At 68.8% G+C, this 17,894-nt stretch carries 12 protein-coding genes; 6 read left to right on the forward strand and 6 right to left on the reverse strand.

The features are described 5' to 3' along the window. Positions 1-64 precede the first annotated feature (64 nt). The 6 genes from ACWEVR_RS27910 to ACWEVR_RS27935 form a co-directional block, all read right to left on the reverse strand. Complete coding sequence (locus ACWEVR_RS27910) at positions 65-1,360, reverse strand: DUF58 domain-containing protein (RefSeq protein WP_452469341.1); 1,296 nt, start codon at positions 1,358-1,360, stop codon at positions 65-67. A 2-nt stretch (positions 1,361-1,362) separates the two neighbouring features. Next, positions 1,363-2,349, reverse strand: a complete 987-nt coding sequence (locus tag ACWEVR_RS27915; protein ID WP_452469342.1) for an AAA family ATPase — start codon at positions 2,347-2,349, stop codon at positions 1,363-1,365. Continuing rightward, entirely contained in the window at positions 2,346-3,362 is a 1,017-nt protein-coding gene (locus tag ACWEVR_RS27920) for a DUF4129 domain-containing protein (RefSeq protein ID WP_452469343.1), read from the reverse strand. The genes ACWEVR_RS27915 and ACWEVR_RS27920 overlap by 4 nt, the downstream gene beginning before the upstream one ends. After that, positions 3,359-4,219, reverse strand: coding sequence for a hypothetical protein (locus ACWEVR_RS27925; RefSeq protein WP_452469344.1), 861 nt, complete (start codon positions 4,217-4,219; stop codon positions 3,359-3,361). The genes ACWEVR_RS27920 and ACWEVR_RS27925 overlap by 4 nt, the downstream gene beginning before the upstream one ends. Positions 4,220-4,256: 37 nt before the next feature. Next, positions 4,257-5,810 carry an adenylate/guanylate cyclase domain-containing protein gene (locus ACWEVR_RS27930; RefSeq protein WP_452469345.1) on the reverse strand — a complete coding sequence of 518 codons (1,554 nt, stop codon included), beginning with the start codon at positions 5,808-5,810 and terminating at the stop codon, positions 4,257-4,259. Between the two features lie 166 nt (positions 5,811-5,976). Next, the gene (locus ACWEVR_RS27935) at positions 5,977-7,743 is read right to left on the reverse strand and encodes a DUF4407 domain-containing protein (RefSeq protein WP_452469346.1); all 1,767 of its coding nucleotides are present in this window, start codon (positions 7,741-7,743) and stop codon (positions 5,977-5,979) included. A gap of 936 nt (positions 7,744-8,679) precedes the next feature. Between ACWEVR_RS27935 and gltB the strand changes: the two genes are divergently transcribed. The 6 genes from gltB to ACWEVR_RS27965 all read left to right on the forward strand — a co-directional run bounded on the left by gltB (position 8,680) and on the right by ACWEVR_RS27965 (position 17,885). Then, positions 8,680-13,332 (forward strand): glutamate synthase large subunit, encoded by a 4,653-nt coding sequence (gene gltB, locus ACWEVR_RS27940; RefSeq protein WP_452469347.1) that lies wholly within the window; start codon positions 8,680-8,682, stop codon positions 13,330-13,332. Continuing rightward, positions 13,325-14,794 (forward strand): glutamate synthase subunit beta, encoded by a 1,470-nt coding sequence (locus ACWEVR_RS27945; RefSeq protein ID WP_067644101.1) that lies wholly within the window; start codon positions 13,325-13,327, stop codon positions 14,792-14,794. The genes gltB and ACWEVR_RS27945 overlap by 8 nt, the downstream gene beginning before the upstream one ends. A gap of 279 nt (positions 14,795-15,073) precedes the next feature. Next, positions 15,074-15,634, forward strand: a complete 561-nt coding sequence (locus ACWEVR_RS27950; protein WP_452469348.1) for a tetratricopeptide repeat protein — start codon at positions 15,074-15,076, stop codon at positions 15,632-15,634. Positions 15,635-15,994: 360 nt separating this feature from the next. Beyond that, positions 15,995-16,375 carry a hypothetical protein gene (locus ACWEVR_RS27955; RefSeq protein ID WP_452469349.1) on the forward strand — a complete coding sequence of 127 codons (381 nt, stop codon included), beginning with the start codon at positions 15,995-15,997 and terminating at the stop codon, positions 16,373-16,375. Next, a complete protein-coding gene (locus ACWEVR_RS27960; RefSeq protein ID WP_452469350.1) occupies positions 16,372-17,376 on the forward strand; it encodes a hypothetical protein in 1,005 nt (334 codons plus the stop codon). The genes ACWEVR_RS27955 and ACWEVR_RS27960 overlap by 4 nt, the downstream gene beginning before the upstream one ends. Then, entirely contained in the window at positions 17,373-17,885 is a 513-nt protein-coding gene (locus ACWEVR_RS27965) for a roadblock/LC7 domain-containing protein (RefSeq protein ID WP_452469351.1), read from the forward strand. The genes ACWEVR_RS27960 and ACWEVR_RS27965 overlap by 4 nt, the downstream gene beginning before the upstream one ends. Positions 17,886-17,894: the final 9 nt, after the last annotated feature.

Below are 17,894 nucleotides of genomic sequence, written 5' to 3' on the forward strand. Positions count from 1 at the left end.
ACAACCTGTTGGTGAATCGGTGCATGAACTGTGAGTGCCGGTGGAAACTCCGGCTGTCCACAACTCAGAGCGAACCGGACCGCTTGAGCTCCAGATACTCGTCGGCCAGCGCCTCCGGCAGCTGATCCGGCGCCGCGGTGACCACCGCTACCCCGCGCCTGCGCAGGGATTCCTGCACCACCGCCCGCTCGGCCAGCACGGTCTCGGCGGCGGCCGAGGTGTAGATGGCATCGGCGGTTTCCCGGTCGCGAGCGGCGGCGGCGATGTCGGGGTCGGTCACCGAGACGATGAGCACCCGGTGCCGTCGGGTGAGCGTCGGCAGCGCGGGCAGCAGGTGTTCGGTGACCGTCGGACCGTCGAGACTGGTGAACCACACGATCAGCGCCCGCCTGCGCACCCGGGCGAGCACGGTGCGAACCAGGCCGTCGGTGTCGGTATCCACAAGCTGCGGCGTGACCCCGGCAAGAGTGTGCATAAGTTTCATCGGCAGGCCCGCGCCACCGGCGCCGGTCACCTCCGCGCGCACCGTGCGGTCGTAGGCCAGCAGGTCGACGGTGTCGCCCGCCGCGCCGGCCAGCCCGCCGAGCAGCAGGGCGGCTTCGATCGCGCAGTCCAGCCTGGTGCCCTCGCCCACCCGGCCCGCGCTGACCCGGCCGGTGTCGAGCACCATCAGCATGTGCCGGTTGCGTTCGGGCCGCCAGGTGCGCACGAGCACATCGGTGGCGCGCGCGGTGGCCCGCCAGTCGATGCTGCGCACGTCGTCGCCTGCCACGTACTCCCGGAACGAATCGAATTCGGTGCCCTGACCACGGGTATTGGCGACATTGCGGCCCTCGAGGTGGTGCAGCCGCTTCACCTTCGACCGCAGCAGGCGCTCGCTGCGGAAGGCGGGCAGCGCGCGGACGCGGGCGGGTGCGTCGACGCGGGTCTGCCGTCCGGCCATGCCGAGTGGTCCGAGCAGGCGCAGTGTCACCGGACCCGCCACCCGGTCACCGCGATATACCGGATTCAGCTTGGTGCGGAACCGGATCCGGGTACTCGGTGCCAAAGCCAGTCGGCGCGTGCGGTATTCGGCGCGGGCACTCTCGGGCCACGCGTCCCAGAGCAGCCCGCGAACCGTGGCGGTACCCGTATTGGTCACGGCCAGTTCCACTTCCGTCTCCCGGCCCAGCCGGACGACGGTCAACGGTTCGCGCGTCACCGTCAGCGTGTTGGGGCGGGCGGCCAGCGCCACATCGGTCAGCAGGACGACGAGCAGCAGCGAACTCGCGCCGAGCACACCGCCGAACGACGGAACGGCGAACATCACCAGCGCGCCCGCCATCGTGGCGAGCAGCGCGAACCGGCCTGTGACGACCACCGCTACACCGGAACCGGCACCGAGCCGAGCAACGACGCGAGCACACCCTCGGCGCTCACCCCGTCCAGCTCGGCCTCCGGACGCAACTGCAGACGGTGCCGAAGCACCGGAACGGCAACGGTTTTCACGTCGTCGGGGGTCACGTACCCCCGCCCGTTCAGCCAGGCGAAGGCGCGGGCCGCCGCGAGCAGCGCGGTGGCGCCACGGGTCGACGCACCGTGCGCGACGGCAGGTGAGGACCGGGTGGCCCGGCACAGGTCGACGATGTAGGCGAGCACCTCGGGACTCACCGTCACCTGGCCCACCGCCGCCCGCGCGGCCGCGATGTGCGCGGGCCCGGCGACCGGCCGCAGCCCGGCCGCGCTCAGGTCACGTGGGTCGAAGCCGTTGGCGTGGCGCTGCAGGATGCGGAACTCGTCGTCGCGTTCGGGCAGGCGGATGTCGACCTTGAACAGGAACCGGTCGAGCTGCGCTTCGGGCAGCGGATAGGTGCCCTCCTGCTCGATCGGGTTCTGGGTGGCGATCACCACGAACGGGTCGGGCAGCGGCCGGGGCTGCCCGTCCACCGAAACCTGGCGCTCCTCCATCGATTCCAGCAGTGAGGACTGGGTTTTCGGTGGGGTCCGGTTGATCTCGTCGGCCAGCAGCAGGTTGGTGAACACGGGCCCCTGCCGGAAGGTGAACTCGGCCGAATGCGGGTCGTAGATCTGCGACCCGGTGACATCGCCCGGCATCAGGTCGGGGGTGAACTGCACCCGCGCGTGCTCGAGGTCGAGCGAGGTGGCCAGCGCGCGCACCAGCAGCGTCTTCGCCACGCCCGGCACACCTTCCAGCAGCACGTGCCCCCGGCACAGCAGCGCGAGCACCAGATACAGCACGGCCTGATCGTTCCCGACCACCGCCTTACCGATCTCGGTACGCAAGGCGGCCAACGCCGCCCCGGCCTCGGCCGCGGTCGGCGTCTTCTGCAGGACAGTGTTGTCGGTCATCCGAGCTCCGTCTCGATCCATTCGAGGTGTGCGGCAACGTGGTAGAGGGTCGGTTCGTCGGGCACCGGGCCGAACAGTACGGTGCCGATCCGGGGGGCCGGGGTGCCGAGGCGGGTGGCGATGGTCGTGACGAGTTGGTCGTCGGTTCGGGCGCCGAGGCGTGGCCGGATTCGGCGCAGGGTCGCCGAGCGCAGGATGTGGGCGACGTGGGCCACGTCGCCCGAGCGGCGGTACAGCCCGGCTTGGCCTGCGAGCAGTTCGTTGGCGGCCACTTCCACCGGGCGCGGTTCGCCGACAAGTGCGCCGCGTCTGCGGGCCCGCCACCACACCACGACGGCGAAGGCGATGAGCAGTTGCAGGCCGCCGTAGGCCAGCCAGCCGGGCAGGGTGCTGAAGATCGAGTCGCCGCCGACGGGGTCGGGGAGGTCTTCGGGCCGGTCCGGTTGGCTGTCGATGCTCGGTGGCGGGTCGGGCGGGGTCGGTGCGTTGGGCGCGCCGCAGGATTGCAGGCCCGCGTACAGGAGCACGCCGAGGAACAGGATGCCCGCGAGGACGGCCCAGAACCGTGGGCTGCGCAGGATCGCCGGAAGCGGCGGAAGTTGCCGGCGCGGTGCGGGTTCGGTGTCGACGATCTCGATGTCGACCGGTTCGGCGGCCGGTGGCGGCGCGTGCTGGGAGTAGCGGTCGGCGTATTCGAGGTGGCGGTATTCGTCCTCGGTGGCACGGCGGCCGCCGTACACGACCTCGTCGAAAGTGCTTGCCGCCGGATGCAATTCGACGGACTGTTCGGGTGGCAGGGCGAGGGTCGCGTCGTCGGCGGTTTCCTGCGCGGTGCGTGAGCGGCGCACCGGCAGGCTGCCGTTCTGTTCCAGTCCGCGCAGGACCGCACGGAAGCGCTCACGTACGGCACGGTCGAAATCGCGGCGGCCCGCGGCGTTCTCGGCTTCGGCGCGATGGTCGGCGGCCGGGCCGAGCCGGGGCGGTGGCGGGGGACCGAACTGGTTGTCGTTCATCGGTTCTCACCCGGAATGCGGATGTCGAGCCCTTCGCGGACACAGCGGCGGTCGATATAGCAGAGCACCCGGCTGGTGGATTCCACGATCTCGGTGACCGTCACCACCAGCAGCAGACCACCGACCACCAGCGTGATGAAGGCCCATCGGTGGGTGCCGGAGAAGTCCGACAGGAAGAAGGGGATACCGAAGGCGGGCACCGCGAGCACGGCGAACAGCACCCGCTGGGTGAGCCAGAGTCCACCGATGCTCCAATTCCCGCCCTCCACCAGGTCTTTAGAGCGGGCGACGGCCTGCCGGTAACCGGCGTTCTCGGCGATGATCGCGGGTACGGTGGCGAACCGGCGTGCCCGCAGATTCGACAGCCAGATCAGGGCGAGCGGATAGGTGATGACGAGCAGGCTGCCGACAGCGAGCACACCGATTCCGATGAGCGAGAACATGATCTGCGCGAGCACGAGCGGCCCGCCGTGGCGTGCGGCGGTCCGGATGCCCGCCCGCAGGCCGATGCGCGCGCCGGCGAAGTCGGCCAGCGCCAGCGCGACGGTCGTGCCACGCAACACCAACCGCGACAACCACCCGAACGCGGCCGTCGCCAGCACCACCGCCCACGCGGTACCCGCATCGGAGCCGTCGGTGAGGTGCGAGACCAGGCCGGTGACGCCGAGCACACCGAGTACGGCCAGGGTGAGCGTTGCCCCCGCGAGCCCGGCCAACGGCCGGATATGGGCCTGGATCAGGGCGAACGGCTCGTCGAGCAGTTCGCGAAATCGCAGGGGGCGGATCGGGACCGTCGGCGATTGTGCCGGATCGATGCCCGCCCCGACGGCGCCGACCGTGGTCACGACGGGGCGCACGGCCCGAGTCTAGCGGGGCCCGGCCGGGGGAGTGGGTTCACGGAGTATGCGGAAGGGCGAGGTGGGTGGGTTGCAGACGGCCACGCAGCGTGACCTGCTCGCCCAGGGTCCAGTGGTCCGCTTCGGTCGGCGCGGACTTGGTGAGGGTGGTGGCGGAGGTGAGCAGGCGTTGTTCGTATTGCTTGGACAGTTCGCACAGGCGGGCCGCCTCGTTGACCGCATCGCCGATGACGGTGAACTCGTAGCGGTTGTGGGTGCCCACATTGCCCGCGACAACGCGCCCGGCGGCGACGCCGATGCCCGCGTCCAGGTCGGAGGTGTCGCGCAGGCGGCGCTGGATCGCGCGGGCACACGAAAGGGCCTGGCCCGCCGCGTCTTCCAGGGGTGCGGGGGTGCCGAAGATGGCGAGGGCCGCGTCGCCTTCGAACTTGTTGAGCAGACCGCCGTGGCGTTCCACCTCGTCGACGACGATGTCGAAGAAGCGGTTGAGGATGCCGACGATCTCGGGCGCGGGGAGGGTGGCGGCCATGGTCGTGGAGCCGATGATGTCGATGAACAGGGCGGCGGCCTCGGTTTCGGTCCCGCCGAGGACGGGGCGCGAGGCGATGGCGGCCATGGCGACATCGTGGCCGACGTGTTTTCCGAACAGGTCCTCGATCATGGCGCGTTCACGCAGGCCGTGCACCATGTGGTTGAAACCGCTCTGCAGCTCACCGAGTTCGGTGCCGTCGTAGAGCGCGATCTCGGCGTCGAGGTCGCCGTTCTCCACCCGGCGCAACGCCTGGCGCACACCTCGGATCGGCGCGACCGTCGCGGCGACGACCTGCGCCATGAGCACCATGCCGAACAGCAACGCCGACCCGCCGAGACTGAGCACGCACACGGCCAGGCGCGCCTTGCTCACCTGGGGATCGGCCAGCGCCCAGATGGCGACGACCATCGCCAGCGCCACCGGCACACCGACACCGACCAGCCACGACAGCATGGTGCGGCCGAACACGCCGATGCCGCGCCTGCGTTGCGGATCGGCTTGCAGCACCCGCGCGGTGACGGGCCGCAGCGCGAATTCGACGATCAGATAGCTGTTGGCGCACACCACGATCGCGGCCGACCCGATGGCGAGGATGAGCTTGGGGATGAGCCCCGGCTCGATCACGCCGTAGACGATGGTGAGCACGACGAGAGCGAGGGTCCACAGCATCGCCTGTTGCAGCACCATCCAGCGCGGTGCCGACGCGGTGACGCGCTGTTCGTGCGGTGTCGGCACACGGTCGTGATCGGTCGCCCAGCGCATGGTCCGCAGCCCGGCCACGGTTCCCCACACGGTGCCGATGGCCAGCGCGATCACCGCGCACAACGGGGTGAAAACCGCGTTCACCAGCAGCAGTCGCCCGGTGAACATGCTCGGTCCGGGCAGTACGAACCCCGCGAGCACGATGGTCATCGCGATGCCGATGAGGTTGGCGATGAGCAGGGGAGCGGTGAGCAGCAGCTGCACCCGCACCCGGCGGGTGGTCGCCTTCTCCTCGACAGGTCCGAGCAGGGGCGAACCCCAGGGCGAAGACGTCCCGGAGCGTACGTCGCTGATCACAGTCGAACTGTAAACCGAATCGACCAGTACAGGCGAACCTGTTAGCTAGGTCACTGGCAAATCAGGTACGTATAACAACTGCTGACCGCGCGTTTTGTCGTTGACAACCGGCATTGATCGGTGCGATCGATCACCGCCGACGCCCAGTGAACAGGTGTCCACTGAGCTATCGAGCAGGCGGCAGCTGACGCTGCTGGCCACCCGGCAGCTCCTGCGCGTCCGACCCGGCCAGTTCACCCTGACCGGCGGCGGGCAGTGCCGTGCCCTGTCCCGCGGGCAACGCGGTGTAGCTCGGCTGCCCAGGGTACTGACGCGGATCCGGGTGGTAGTTCCGGCCAGGGGCGTCCACCACATTCGACGCGATCTGCTGCGCGTACGGGTTGTACTGCGGCTGTGGATAACCCGCGGGCAGGTAACCCTGCTGCCCGGGCGCCAGCTGGTACGGCTGCTGCGGCGCCTGCTGGAACTGCTGGTGCGAGTCCTGGGTATCGACGGTCACCTTCCGGCTGCGGCGCAGCGTGAAGGTCACCTCCTCGACCTCTTCGAACGCCTGTCGCGCCGTCCGCAGCGGATGCGTGGCCGAGTCGATGGCATTGGCGACGAACGACGGGACGAGCGGCCGGATCCAGCGCGCGGCGGTGTCGGTGAACGGCACGGTTCCGATGATCGGCAGCTCCAGCCCGCCTCCGGTCGGCGCCGGCGGCGGTGCCTGCTCGGCGGGTACCAGCGCACCGGCCTGGCCGTGCGGCAGGGCGTGCGGGAGGTATCCGGCGGGCAGCTGTTGCTGCGAAGTCGGCTCCAGAGCCACGGACTCGTCCTTTCGATGCGGCTCGGTGTACCCGAGCTCGAAACCGCCGATCGCGGCGATGATCCTGGTGCGCTGACGTTCTCGATCGATCACGCCGTCGGCCTCGATGGCCAGTCGTTGCGAGTCGAGTTCCTGCTCGGCCCGCAGCACCGCCGTCTCGGTGCGCACCTCGGCCTGTTTCACCGCGATGGCGGCGTCGGCGGCGCGTTCGGCCCGGTCGGCGATCTCGTCGGCGGCGACCTTGCGGTCGAGCGCGGTCTCCCCACGCCACCAGCGCAGCAGCAGCGGCGACAACGCCAGCGCGATTCCCGCGACCAGCATCAGCAGGCGAAGCGTGGCGCCGCCGAGGTGATCGGCGGTGTAGCCGTTCATGGCCAGCCAGCGGGCGCCGATCCCGCGATCGCCCTCGGCGAAGGCGTCGGCGCGGGCCGCGGCCAGCTCGGCCGTCTCGGCGCGCACGCGCTGGTCGAGGCCGTCGGTGCGGGCCTGTGCGGCGGCGAGCTGCTTGCGGGCGTCGTCGAGCATCTCGTTGGCGGTCTGGGCCTCGGGTCCACGACCGGGGACACCGGTGATGCGGGTCTGCGGGCACTCCGGGGTCGGATTGAACTCGCAGCGCGCGATGACGAGGTTGCGGTCGATGTCGGCCTGCGCGGTCGCGATGGACGCGTCGAGCGCGGCGCGGTCGGCGACGGCGAGGTCGTACTCGGCGCGCGCGGTGACGACGGCAGGCGCGTGTTCGGCATCGGCGTGGGCGCGCACGTCCAGCTCGCGGTCGACGGTCCCGGCGAGCAGCACGGTAGTGGCCAGCTCGGCCACGAACACCCCGGCCAGCACGCCGACCCCGACGCGCGCGGCGGTGCCGCGCCGGTCGTCGGTGGTGTTCCTGGTGGCAAGCGCCCGTCCGATCGCGCCGGCCGCCACGGCGGCGAGCAGCGCGAGCACGGCGACGAAGAAGAACCCGATCCCGTCGGCGGCGGCGAGCGCGACGGCGGTGACCAGCCCCGCGACCACGGCGAACAGCGCCACCGCGGCGCCGGTGACGACATATCCGGCGTGGTCGGGTCCGCTGTCGTCGCGCGCAGGCGTGACGAGGCCGCCGCCGAGCCAGGCGAGTGTGCCGGTCATACCTTCTCCCCGGTTCTTTCGCGTGGCGAAACTGTCATGGATTCGTGGTGTCAGCGTGACAGGCGCGGCGCCGCCACACCGAGCGGCGAAGCGGTATTTGTGGTCAGCCTCACAGATCCGAAGTCCCGGCATCGCGCCGGCAGTCGGCGTGGGCCGCCGACCTCGGCGTGTCGGTCTCGGCGAGCCGCATCGGCGCCCGTTCCGGCGGCCTCGTGTGGCGAACGACACTGCCGCGCGTTAGCTGGATATGTGCTGTGAAGAGCGTCTCACTCGCAGACCGTACGGTCGGCTGGCTACCAGGGCATGTCGGGGCGCTGTCGGGAATATCTCACCGCCGACGGCCCTGGTTAGCGGGAAACCATAGGTTTGACCTGCACTTTGCTGGGGAATCCTGCTGCGATGCAGGTGAGTTCGGTCGAAGGTCACACGCCTCCGGCCGGTTCCGGCTCGCCCGTCGACGATGTTCGCGCAGGTCGGCGCCGGTTCTGCGGGATCGATCCGGCTCCCGCCCTGCTTTACACTGGACGACGCGCGTGACGATACGAGCTGCCGTTACAAACCCCAGCTAGACAGGGTTACTAAGCCCAACCTTAGTTGGTTGGGTCTGCGGTCTGACTTATCGTTTGCTCTTACGCCGAACGCACCCTTGTTCGGCACAACCACCTGTTCGGGGTCCGGTGAAACCGGGCCAAGAGTAGCGGGTGAAACCCCGCCCGGAGGTAAGGGACATGTAAGCGTCCCGTTACCTCCGAGCACCCCCACTACGTCAACGAAGCGGGTGGACAACTGGAGACGTGACTGCACGCCGCAAACCATCATCGCCGCTGGTTTCGGATCGTACGGACGCAGTCTTGACGGAGGCGAAACGACGAAGGGTCCACGCTCAGCTTGCTGGGTGGCCGATCATCGACAGCCGACTTTCTTGAAGGCAGAGGCATGACGCAACTTCCTGGCCACAGGTCACCCGGTGTCACCGGGCTCTACGATCCGGCATACGAGCACGACGCCTGCGGCGTCGCATTCGTCGCCGACATGCACGGACGACGCAGTCGAGACATCGTCGACAAGGCCATCACGGCACTGCTGAACCTGGAGCACCGAGGTGCCGCCGGCGCGGAGCCGAACTCCGGCGACGGCGCGGGCATCCTGATCCAGCTCCCGGACAAGTTCTTCCGCGCGGTTGTGGACTTCGAGTTGCCCGAGGCGGGTTCCTACGCCACCGGCATCGCCTTCCTCCCGCAGGCCCGCCGCGAAGCCGCGCGTGCCGCCTACGGCGTCGAGAAGATCGTCGCCGAAGAGGGCATGGCCGTGCTCGGCTGGCGTGCTGTGCCGATCGACGAGTCCTCGCTCGGCGCGTTGGCCCGCGATGCCATGCCGACCTTCCGTCAGCTGTTCATCGGCTCGCCCAAGAACTCGGCCGAGCAGCTCTCGGGCATGGACCTGGAGCGTCGCGCCTACGTGATCCGCAAGCGCATCGAGCACGAGCTCGGCAACGCGGGTCCCGGCGAGGGCGCCGTCGGCAAGGAGTCGGTGTACTTCCCGAGCCTGTCCGGCGAGACCTTCATCTACAAGGGCATGTTCACCACGCCGCAGCTACGCGCGTTCTACCTGGACTTACAGGACGAGCGTGTCGAGTCGGCCATCGGCATCGTGCACTCGCGCTTCTCCACCAACACCTTCCCCTCGTGGCCGCTGGCGCACCCGTTCCGCCGGGTCGCCCACAACGGTGAGATCAACACCGTCACCGGTAACGAGAACTGGATGCGCGCGCGTGAGGCGCTGCTGCGTTCGGACGTGTTCGGCAAGGACGAGGCGGGCAACAACCGCCTGAACAAGATCTTCCCCGTCTGTACCCCCGGCGCGAGCGACACCGCCCGTTTCGACGAGGTGCTCGAACTGCTGCACCTGGGCGGGCGCGACCTGCACCACGCGATCATGATGATGATCCCCGAGGCGTGGGAACGCAACGAGAACATGGACCCCGCGCTGCGGTCGTTCTACGAGTACCACTCGATGCTGATGGAGCCGTGGGACGGCCCGGCCTCGGTCTGCTTCTCCGACGGCAAGAAGATCGGCGCCGTGCTCGACCGCAACGGTCTGCGCCCGGGCCGCATCTGGGTCACCGAGGACGGCCTGGTCGTGCTGGCCTCCGAGGTCGGCGTGCTCGACATCGACCCGTCCACCGTCGTCCAGAAGATCCGCCTGCAGCCGGGCAAGATGTTCCTGGTCGACACCGAGCAGGGACGCATCGTCACCGACGCCGAGATCAAGTCGGAACTGGCCGCCGCCGAGCCGTACCAGGAGTGGCTGGACGCGGGTGTGAGTCGCCTGGCCGACCTGCCCGACCGCCCGCACGTGCACATGTCGCACGACCGCGTGCTGATCCGTCAGCAGATCTTCGGCTACACCACCGAGGACCTGAACCTGCTGATCACCCCGATGGCCAAGACCGGCGGTGAGGCCCTCGGCTCGATGGGCACCGACACCCCGATCGCGGTGCTGTCGAACCGGTCGCGCCTGCTGTTCGACTACTTCTCGCAGCTGTTCGCGCAGGTCACCAACCCGCCGCTGGACGCCATCCGCGAGAAGGTCGTCACCAGCCTCAAGCGCAACATCGGCCCCGAGGCCGACCTGCTGCACCCCGGCCCGGAGTCGTGTAAGCAGATCGCGCTCGAGCAGCCGATCCTCGACAACGACGAGCTGGCCAAGCTGGTCCACATCAACGACGACGGCAGCCACCCCGAGCTGCGTTCGGTCGTGGTCCGTGGTCTGTACCCGGTCGCCGAGGGCGGCGCGGGCCTGCGCCGCGCCCTGGAAGCCATCAACACCCAGGTCTCGGCCGCGATCGACGGCGGCGCGCGCATCATCGTGCTGTCGGACCGCGAGTCCAACGAGAAGCTGGCGCCGATCCCGTCGCTGCTGCTCACCTCCTCGGTGCACCACCACCTGGTGCGCGAACGCACCCGCACCATGGTCGGCCTGGTCGTGGAGGCCGGTGACGCCCGCGAGGTGCACCACATGGCCGCCCTCGTCGGCTTCGGTGCCGCCGCGATCAACCCGTACATGGCCTTCGAGTCCATCGAGGACATGCTCGAGCGCGGTTCGCTCGCGCTGCCCGCCAGCACCGGCGACCTGGCCGCCGACTACCGCAAGGCCGTCGCGAACTACTGCACCGCGGCCAGCAACGGCGTGCTCAAGGTGATGTCGAAGATGGGCATCTCCACTCTCGCCTCCTACAACGGCGCCCAGCTGTTCCAGGTGATCGGCCTGGCCCAGGACCTGGTCGACGAGTACTTCACCGGCCTGCGCTCGCCGCTGGGCGGTATCGGTCTCGACGAGATCGCCGAAGAGGTGGCCATCCGCCACCGCACCGCGTTCCTGGAGAACCGCAACGAGCGCGCCCATCGCGAGCTCGAGGTCGGCGGTGAGTACCAGTGGCGTCGCGAGGGCGAGTACCACCTGTTCAACCCGGACACGGTGTTCAAGCTGCAGCACGCCACCCGCACCGGCCAGTACTCGATCTTCAAGGAGTACACCAAGCTGGTCGACGACCAGTCCGAGCGTCTGGCCGCGCTGCGTGGTCTGTTCAAGTTCAAGAAGGGCCTGCGCGCGCCGATCTCCATCGACGAGGTCGAGCCCGCCTCCGAGATCGTGAAGCGGTTCTCGACCGGCGCGATGAGCTACGGCTCCATCTCGGCCGAGTCGCACGAGACCCTCGCGATCGCGATGAACCGTCTCGGCGCCCGCTCCAACTCCGGTGAGGGCGGCGAGAGCCCTGCTCGCTTCGAGGTGGAGGAGAACGGCGACTGGCGCCGGTCGGCGATCAAGCAGGTCGCGTCGGGTCGCTTCGGTGTCACCGCGCACTACCTGACCAACGCCACCGACATCCAGATCAAGATGGCCCAGGGTGCCAAGCCGGGCGAGGGTGGCCAGCTGCCCGCGCACAAGGTGTACCCGTGGGTCGCCGAGGTGCGGCACTCCACGCCGGGCGTCGGCCTGATCTCGCCGCCGCCGCACCACGACATCTACTCGATCGAGGATCTGGCGCAGCTGATCCACGACCTGAAGAACGCGAACCCGCAGGCTCGGATTCACGTGAAACTTGTCGCGGAGCCGGGTGTCGGCACCGTCGCCACCGGTGTGTCCAAGGCGCACGCCGACGTCGTGCTCATCTCGGGTCACGACGGCGGTACCGGTGCTTCGCCGCTGACCTCGCTCAAGCACGCGGGTGGTCCCTGGGAGCTCGGCCTGGCCGAGACCCAGCAGACGCTGCTGCTCAACGGCCTGCGCGACCGCATCGTCGTCCAGGTCGACGGTCAGATGAAGACCGGCCGCGACGTGATGATCGCCGCCCTGCTCGGCGCCGAGGAGTTCGGTTTCGCGACCGCTCCGCTGGTCGTCTCGGGCTGCATCATGATGCGCGTGTGCCACCTCGACACCTGCCCGGTGGGTATCGCCACCCAGAACCCGGTGCTGCGCGAGCGCTTCTCGGGCAAGCCGGAGTTCGTCGAGAACTTCATGCTGTTCATCGCCGAGGAGGTGCGTGAGCTGCTCGCCGAGCTGGGCTTCCGCTCGCTCGACGAGGCCATCGGCCGGGTCGACCTGCTCGACACCGCCAAGGCCAAGGAGCACTTCAAGGCCGCCAAGCTCGACCTGTCCCCGATTCTCGACATGCCGGAGACGGCGTTCATGAACCAGGACACCCGCTGCACCGGCACCCAGGACCACGGTCTGGACAAGGCGCTGGACAACGAGCTGATCGCCCAGGCCGCGCCCGCGCTCGAGCGTGGCAAGGCCGTGAAGATCGAAACCAAGATCACCAACGTGAACCGCACGGTCGGCACCATGCTCGGCCACGAGGTGACCAAGCTCTACGGTGGCGCGGGCCTGCCCGACGACACCATCGACATCACCTTCAACGGTTCGGCGGGCAACAGCTTCGGCGCGTTCGTCCCGGCCGGTATCACGCTGCGCGTGCAGGGTGACGCCAACGACTATGTCGGCAAGGGCCTCTCGGGTGGCCACATCGTGGTCCGCCCGTCGCTCAACGCGCCCGCCGGCTTCGTCGCCGAGGACAACATCATCGCGGGCAACGTGATCATGTTCGGCGCCACCAGCGGCCGCATCCTGATCAACGGTGTCGCGGGCGAGCGCTTCGGCGTGCGTAACTCCGGCGCCACCGCGGTCGTCGAGGGCGTGGGCGACCACGCGCTCGAGTACATGACCGGTGGCCGGGTGGTCATCCTCGGTGGCACCGGCCGCAACCTCGGTGCCGGTATGTCCGGTGGTGTCGCGTTCGTCTACGACCCCGAGGGCACGCTGCCCAACCGGGTCAACCCGGACCAGGCCGATGCCATCGAGCAGCTCTCCGGTGACGACTTCACCTGGCTGCGCGACATCATCACCACCCACCGCGACGAGACGGGTTCGGCTGTGGCCGAACGCATCCTGAGCGACTGGTCCCAGCAGGTGAACCACTTCGTGAAGGTCATGCCCCGCGAATACAAGAAGGTTCTGCTCGCCATCTCCGAAGCCGAGAAGAGCGGCAAGGACGTTGACGAGGCGATTATGGAGGCGGCTCGTGGCTGACCCACAAGGATTTCTGAAGCACACCTCGCGGGAACTCCCGGCGCGTCGACCGGTCGAGCTGCGTCTGCTCGACTGGAAAGAGGTCTACGAGGACAAGTTCTCCCACGAGACCCTGCAGAAGCAGGCCAGCCGCTGCATGGACTGCGGTATCCCCTTCTGCCACAACGGTTGTCCGCTCGGGAACCTGATCCCCGAGTGGAACGACCTGGTGTACAAGGACTCGTGGCGCGAGGGCATCGACCGGCTGCACGCCACCAACAACTTCCCGGAGTTCACCGGGCGGCTGTGCCCGGCGCCGTGTGAGGCGTCGTGCGTGCTCGGCATCAACCAGCAGCCGGTGACCATCAAGCAGGTCGAGGTCGAACTCATCGAGAACGCCTTCGACGAGGGCTGGGTCACCCCGGTGTACCCGACCCGCCTGACCGGCAAGAAGATCGCCGTCGTCGGTTCGGGCCCGGCCGGTCTGGCCGCCGCCCAGCAGCTCACGCGTGCCGGTCACACCGTCACCGTGTTCGAGCGCGACGACCGCATCGGTGGTCTGATGCGCTACGGCATCCCGGAATTCAAGATGGAGAAGTCGGTCATCGACCGTCGTCTCGCGCAGATGGAGGCCGAAGGCACCATCTTCAAGACCGGTGTGAACGTTGGTGTCGACATCACCGCCGAGCAGCTGCGTGAGCGTTTCGACGCGATCGTGCTCGCCGGCGGCGCCACCATCGCCCGCGACCTGCCGATCCCGGGCCGTGAGCTCGACGGCATCCACCAGGCGATGGAGTTCCTGCCGCTGGCCAACCGCGTGCAGCTCGGCGACGACATCACCGACGAAGAAGGCCTGCCGCCCATCCACGCGAAGGGCAAGAAGGTCGTCATCATCGGTGGCGGCGACACCGGCGCCGACTGCCTCGGTACCTCGCACCGTCACGGTGCCGAGTCGGTGCACCAGTTCGAGATCATGCCCCGTCCGCCGGAGGAGCGCGCAGGCTCCACCCCGTGGCCGACCTACCCCCTCATGTACCGGGTCTCCTCGGCGCACGAGGAGGGCGGCGAGCGTGTGTTCTCCGTGAACACCGAGCGTTTCGTCGGCAAGGACGGCAAGGTCACCGGCCTCGAGGCCCACGAGGTCAAGATGGTCAACGGCCGTTTCGAGAAGGTCGAAGGCACCGACTTCACCCTCGAAGCCGACCTGGTGCTGCTGGCCATGGGCTTCGTCGGCCCCCAGAAGCCGGGCCTGCTGACCGACCTGGGCGTCGGCTACGACGGCCGTGGCAACGTCCAGCGCGACAAGAACTGGGCAACGAACATCCCCGGCGTCTTCGTCGCTGGTGACATGGGCCGAGGCCAGTCCCTGATCGTCTGGGCCATCGCCGAAGGCCGCGCCGCCGCGGCCGCCGTCGACAAGTACCTCGAGGGCGAAACCGCGCTCCCCGCGCCGATCCCCCCGACCGCTGTCGCCCAGCGGTAATCAGTTCGACCCGAGGCGCCCACGGACCAGCCGGTCCGTGGGCGCCTTTGTCGTCGCACCGCAGGTGACGCCGGAGTTTGCCAGGGATATGCGTCGGGTATGAATCCTTATGGCGCTCAAAGACTTAGGGGTGCCGATAATGGACGTGGCCGATCTTCCTTGCAGCACATAGACTTTCCGTGACGAGGTGTACGGGAGATCCGAGGGGGAGCTGTGCCGTTGCCGCCGGGAACGTTGGCGTATCTGCGCCGCGCAGCAGAGCGCGGTGACGGTACCGCTATGCACAACCTTGCCCACTTCTACCACGATCACAGCGATTACGAGGGTGCGGAGTACTGGTTCCGGCGGGCGGCGGCGGCGGGACATACGCGATCGATGAACAATCTCGCGGTGTTGCTCGATCAGTTCGGGGAGCTGGCCGAGGCCGAGATCTGGTATCGGCGGGCGGCGGCGGGCGGCAACGCCAACGCCATGTACAACCTGGCGACGATGCTGTATCAGAGCGCCGATATCGCCGAGGCCGAGACCTGGTACCACCACGCGGCGCTCGCGGGGCACGTGGACGCGATGTACAACCTGGCGCGGTTGCTCGAGGACGACAACCGGCTCGACGACGCCGAAGCGTGGTACGACGAGGCGGCCGCGGCGGGCGACATCGACTCGATCAACAATCTCGGTCTGCTGCTGCGTCGTCGGGGCGCGATCACGGCGGCCCGACGCTGCTTCCGGCGCGCCGCCGATCTCGGTCACCCGAAGGCGATGGCCAATCTCGCCGCGCTGCTCGAATCCGAAGGGGCGCACCGGGAAGCCGAATCCTGGTATCGCCGCGCGGCCGGCTGATCCAGCCTGCCTCGAACGCGACTCGGTTCCGACCTGTCATGGACTACCACCGAAGTGGGGGCACCCGCTGAGTGGCGGCGACGTGCATTCGCACTATGGCGAGTTCTGCGAAGACTATTAAAACGGAAGTTCGCCACCGGGTCGCTGAACGATGGAAACCGGTATTGACCACGGGCTTCGAGCGGCACCGGCGAACCGACCCGTTGGTTACCGAAAAGTATTGATACCGAGCGGTTTTCCAGCAACCACCAGCAAACTTCGGGGGCGCAGTAATTTTCCCGCGTTCAGGATGCGGAAATTTGCGGGCGGGTATAGCGTCTCGTGCTGTCGAACATTTTCGAGGACAGACCGGGGGTGCGGGTGAATTCTCTCGACGGCTGCCTGAAACGCATCATGGCGATTCCCGGTGCGTGCGGCGTGACGCTGGTGGACGGTGCCAGCGGGCTGGCGGTGGCCGCCGTCGGTGCGCACGACCTCGTCGACGAGCACGAGGACGCCGCGGGAACCACCGACGTCATGCGGACGGTCCTCGCGTGCACCGCGCTCTCGGGCACCGCCCCCGACGATGACGTCCGCGAGCTGATCGTCTGCCGCGACAAGGGCTTTCACCTGCTGCACCTGCTCGACGGCGATTTCGAGGGAAGGCTCTTCGTCCACGCGATATTCGACGGCGCCGCGGCCAATCTGGGAATGGCGCGCTATCAGCTCAAGGCCGCGCTGGAAGAAATGGCGGGCCGATGAGCGCGGCCCTCGCCGAAGAACTTCAGCGGCTCGAAGAACAGGGCTCCACCGGGATATTGCGGGCGGGCGACGGCGAATTTCATTTGGCCCGTGGCGCCATCGCCTCCGTCGGTTGCCGGCGCACCATCGGTCTCGACCGGCTGGCCGTCGAGGCCGGTGTCGCGACCGACGAGGACCTGCGCCGTGCCCGCGCGGGCGAGCCGGGTGCGCTGCTGCGCCGCCCACGCCTGGAGACCCTCGCCAGGCTCTCGGCCTACGACGCCGCCTACTTTCTGCTCGAAACCGAAGCCGAAGCGGAATTCGTGCCGACGGAGGAGCACTGGCTCGCTCCGGTGTGCCGGATCGCGCCGCACGCACTGGTGAGCGAATGCGCGCGGCGCCGACGCCCGGACGCCGGTCCGTGGACCGCCGACATGGTGTCGACGGTCCCCGTCTCGCCCGCACATCGAGCACGTCGCAAACGCACGGTCCTCACCGTCGGCCAGGCCGAAGTGCTCGCCGCCGCCGACAACCATCGCACCATCGCCGACATCGCCCGCGAGCTCGGCCGCACCACCTACGGCTGCCTCGTCGCTGTCCGCGACCTGACCAGAGCCGGGCTGATCGAGGCACCGGAATCGGCCGCCGCCGAGCCCGAGTGTGGAACCCGCCACCTCCCCGCGGCGCCGCTGCCCGAGCACGGTCGCCACGCGGCGCGCCCGGGCGCCGGTTACGCCGCGGCACAGCAGAACTCAGGCACCGGACCGCCGCTTCCGCGCCGCGTCCCCGCGCCGGTTGCCCCACCGACTTCGGGCAGGCACGCGCTCGTCGAGGAAGCGAGCGCGGCCGCCCGGACCCCCGACGCGACACCTCCGACTCCGGGCACGACCGCCCGGACCGCGGACCGGTACTCCCGCGGCGCGGACACCTACTCCTGGACACCCCCGGTGGACCAACCCTGGCAGCAGGTGGATCGCGCGCTCCTGATCCGCATCAGGACGGCGTTGGCGGAGCTGGCATGACCGGGCGCAGGAAGCTGCTCGGCGAGTGGAGGGGAAAGTTGACCAAAATGCCGCTGCCCGAACGTGAGCCGACCGGTTCGGAGCTCACGGGACCGACCAGGTACGGCCAGGACCAGACCACGCGACCACTGCCGCAGAGCTACCCGGCCGTCCAGGCCGAGCTCACCGCCCTGCGCGAGCGCGTCCCCCACCTCACCGGCACGGTCGTCGCCTCCAGCGACGGCCTGCTCATCGAACACGACCTACCCACCCATATCGAACCGGCCGGGATGGCGGCGCTGGCCGCCGCGCAGCTGTCGCTGTCGTACCGGTTGGCGAGCACCGCGCACGGCGGTGGTTTCAACGAGGTCGTCGTGCACGGCAGCGACGGGCAGGTGGTGATCTACGCCGCCGGGTACACCGCGCTCACCGTGCTCGCGGGCCCGGATGTGAACGTCGGCCGGCTCCACCTGGAGTCGCGTCCGGTAGCTCGCGCCATCGCCGCTCATCTGGCGGCGGCGCACGATTGAAAGGTACGA

The organism is Nocardia sp. NPDC003979 (assembly GCF_053605015.1).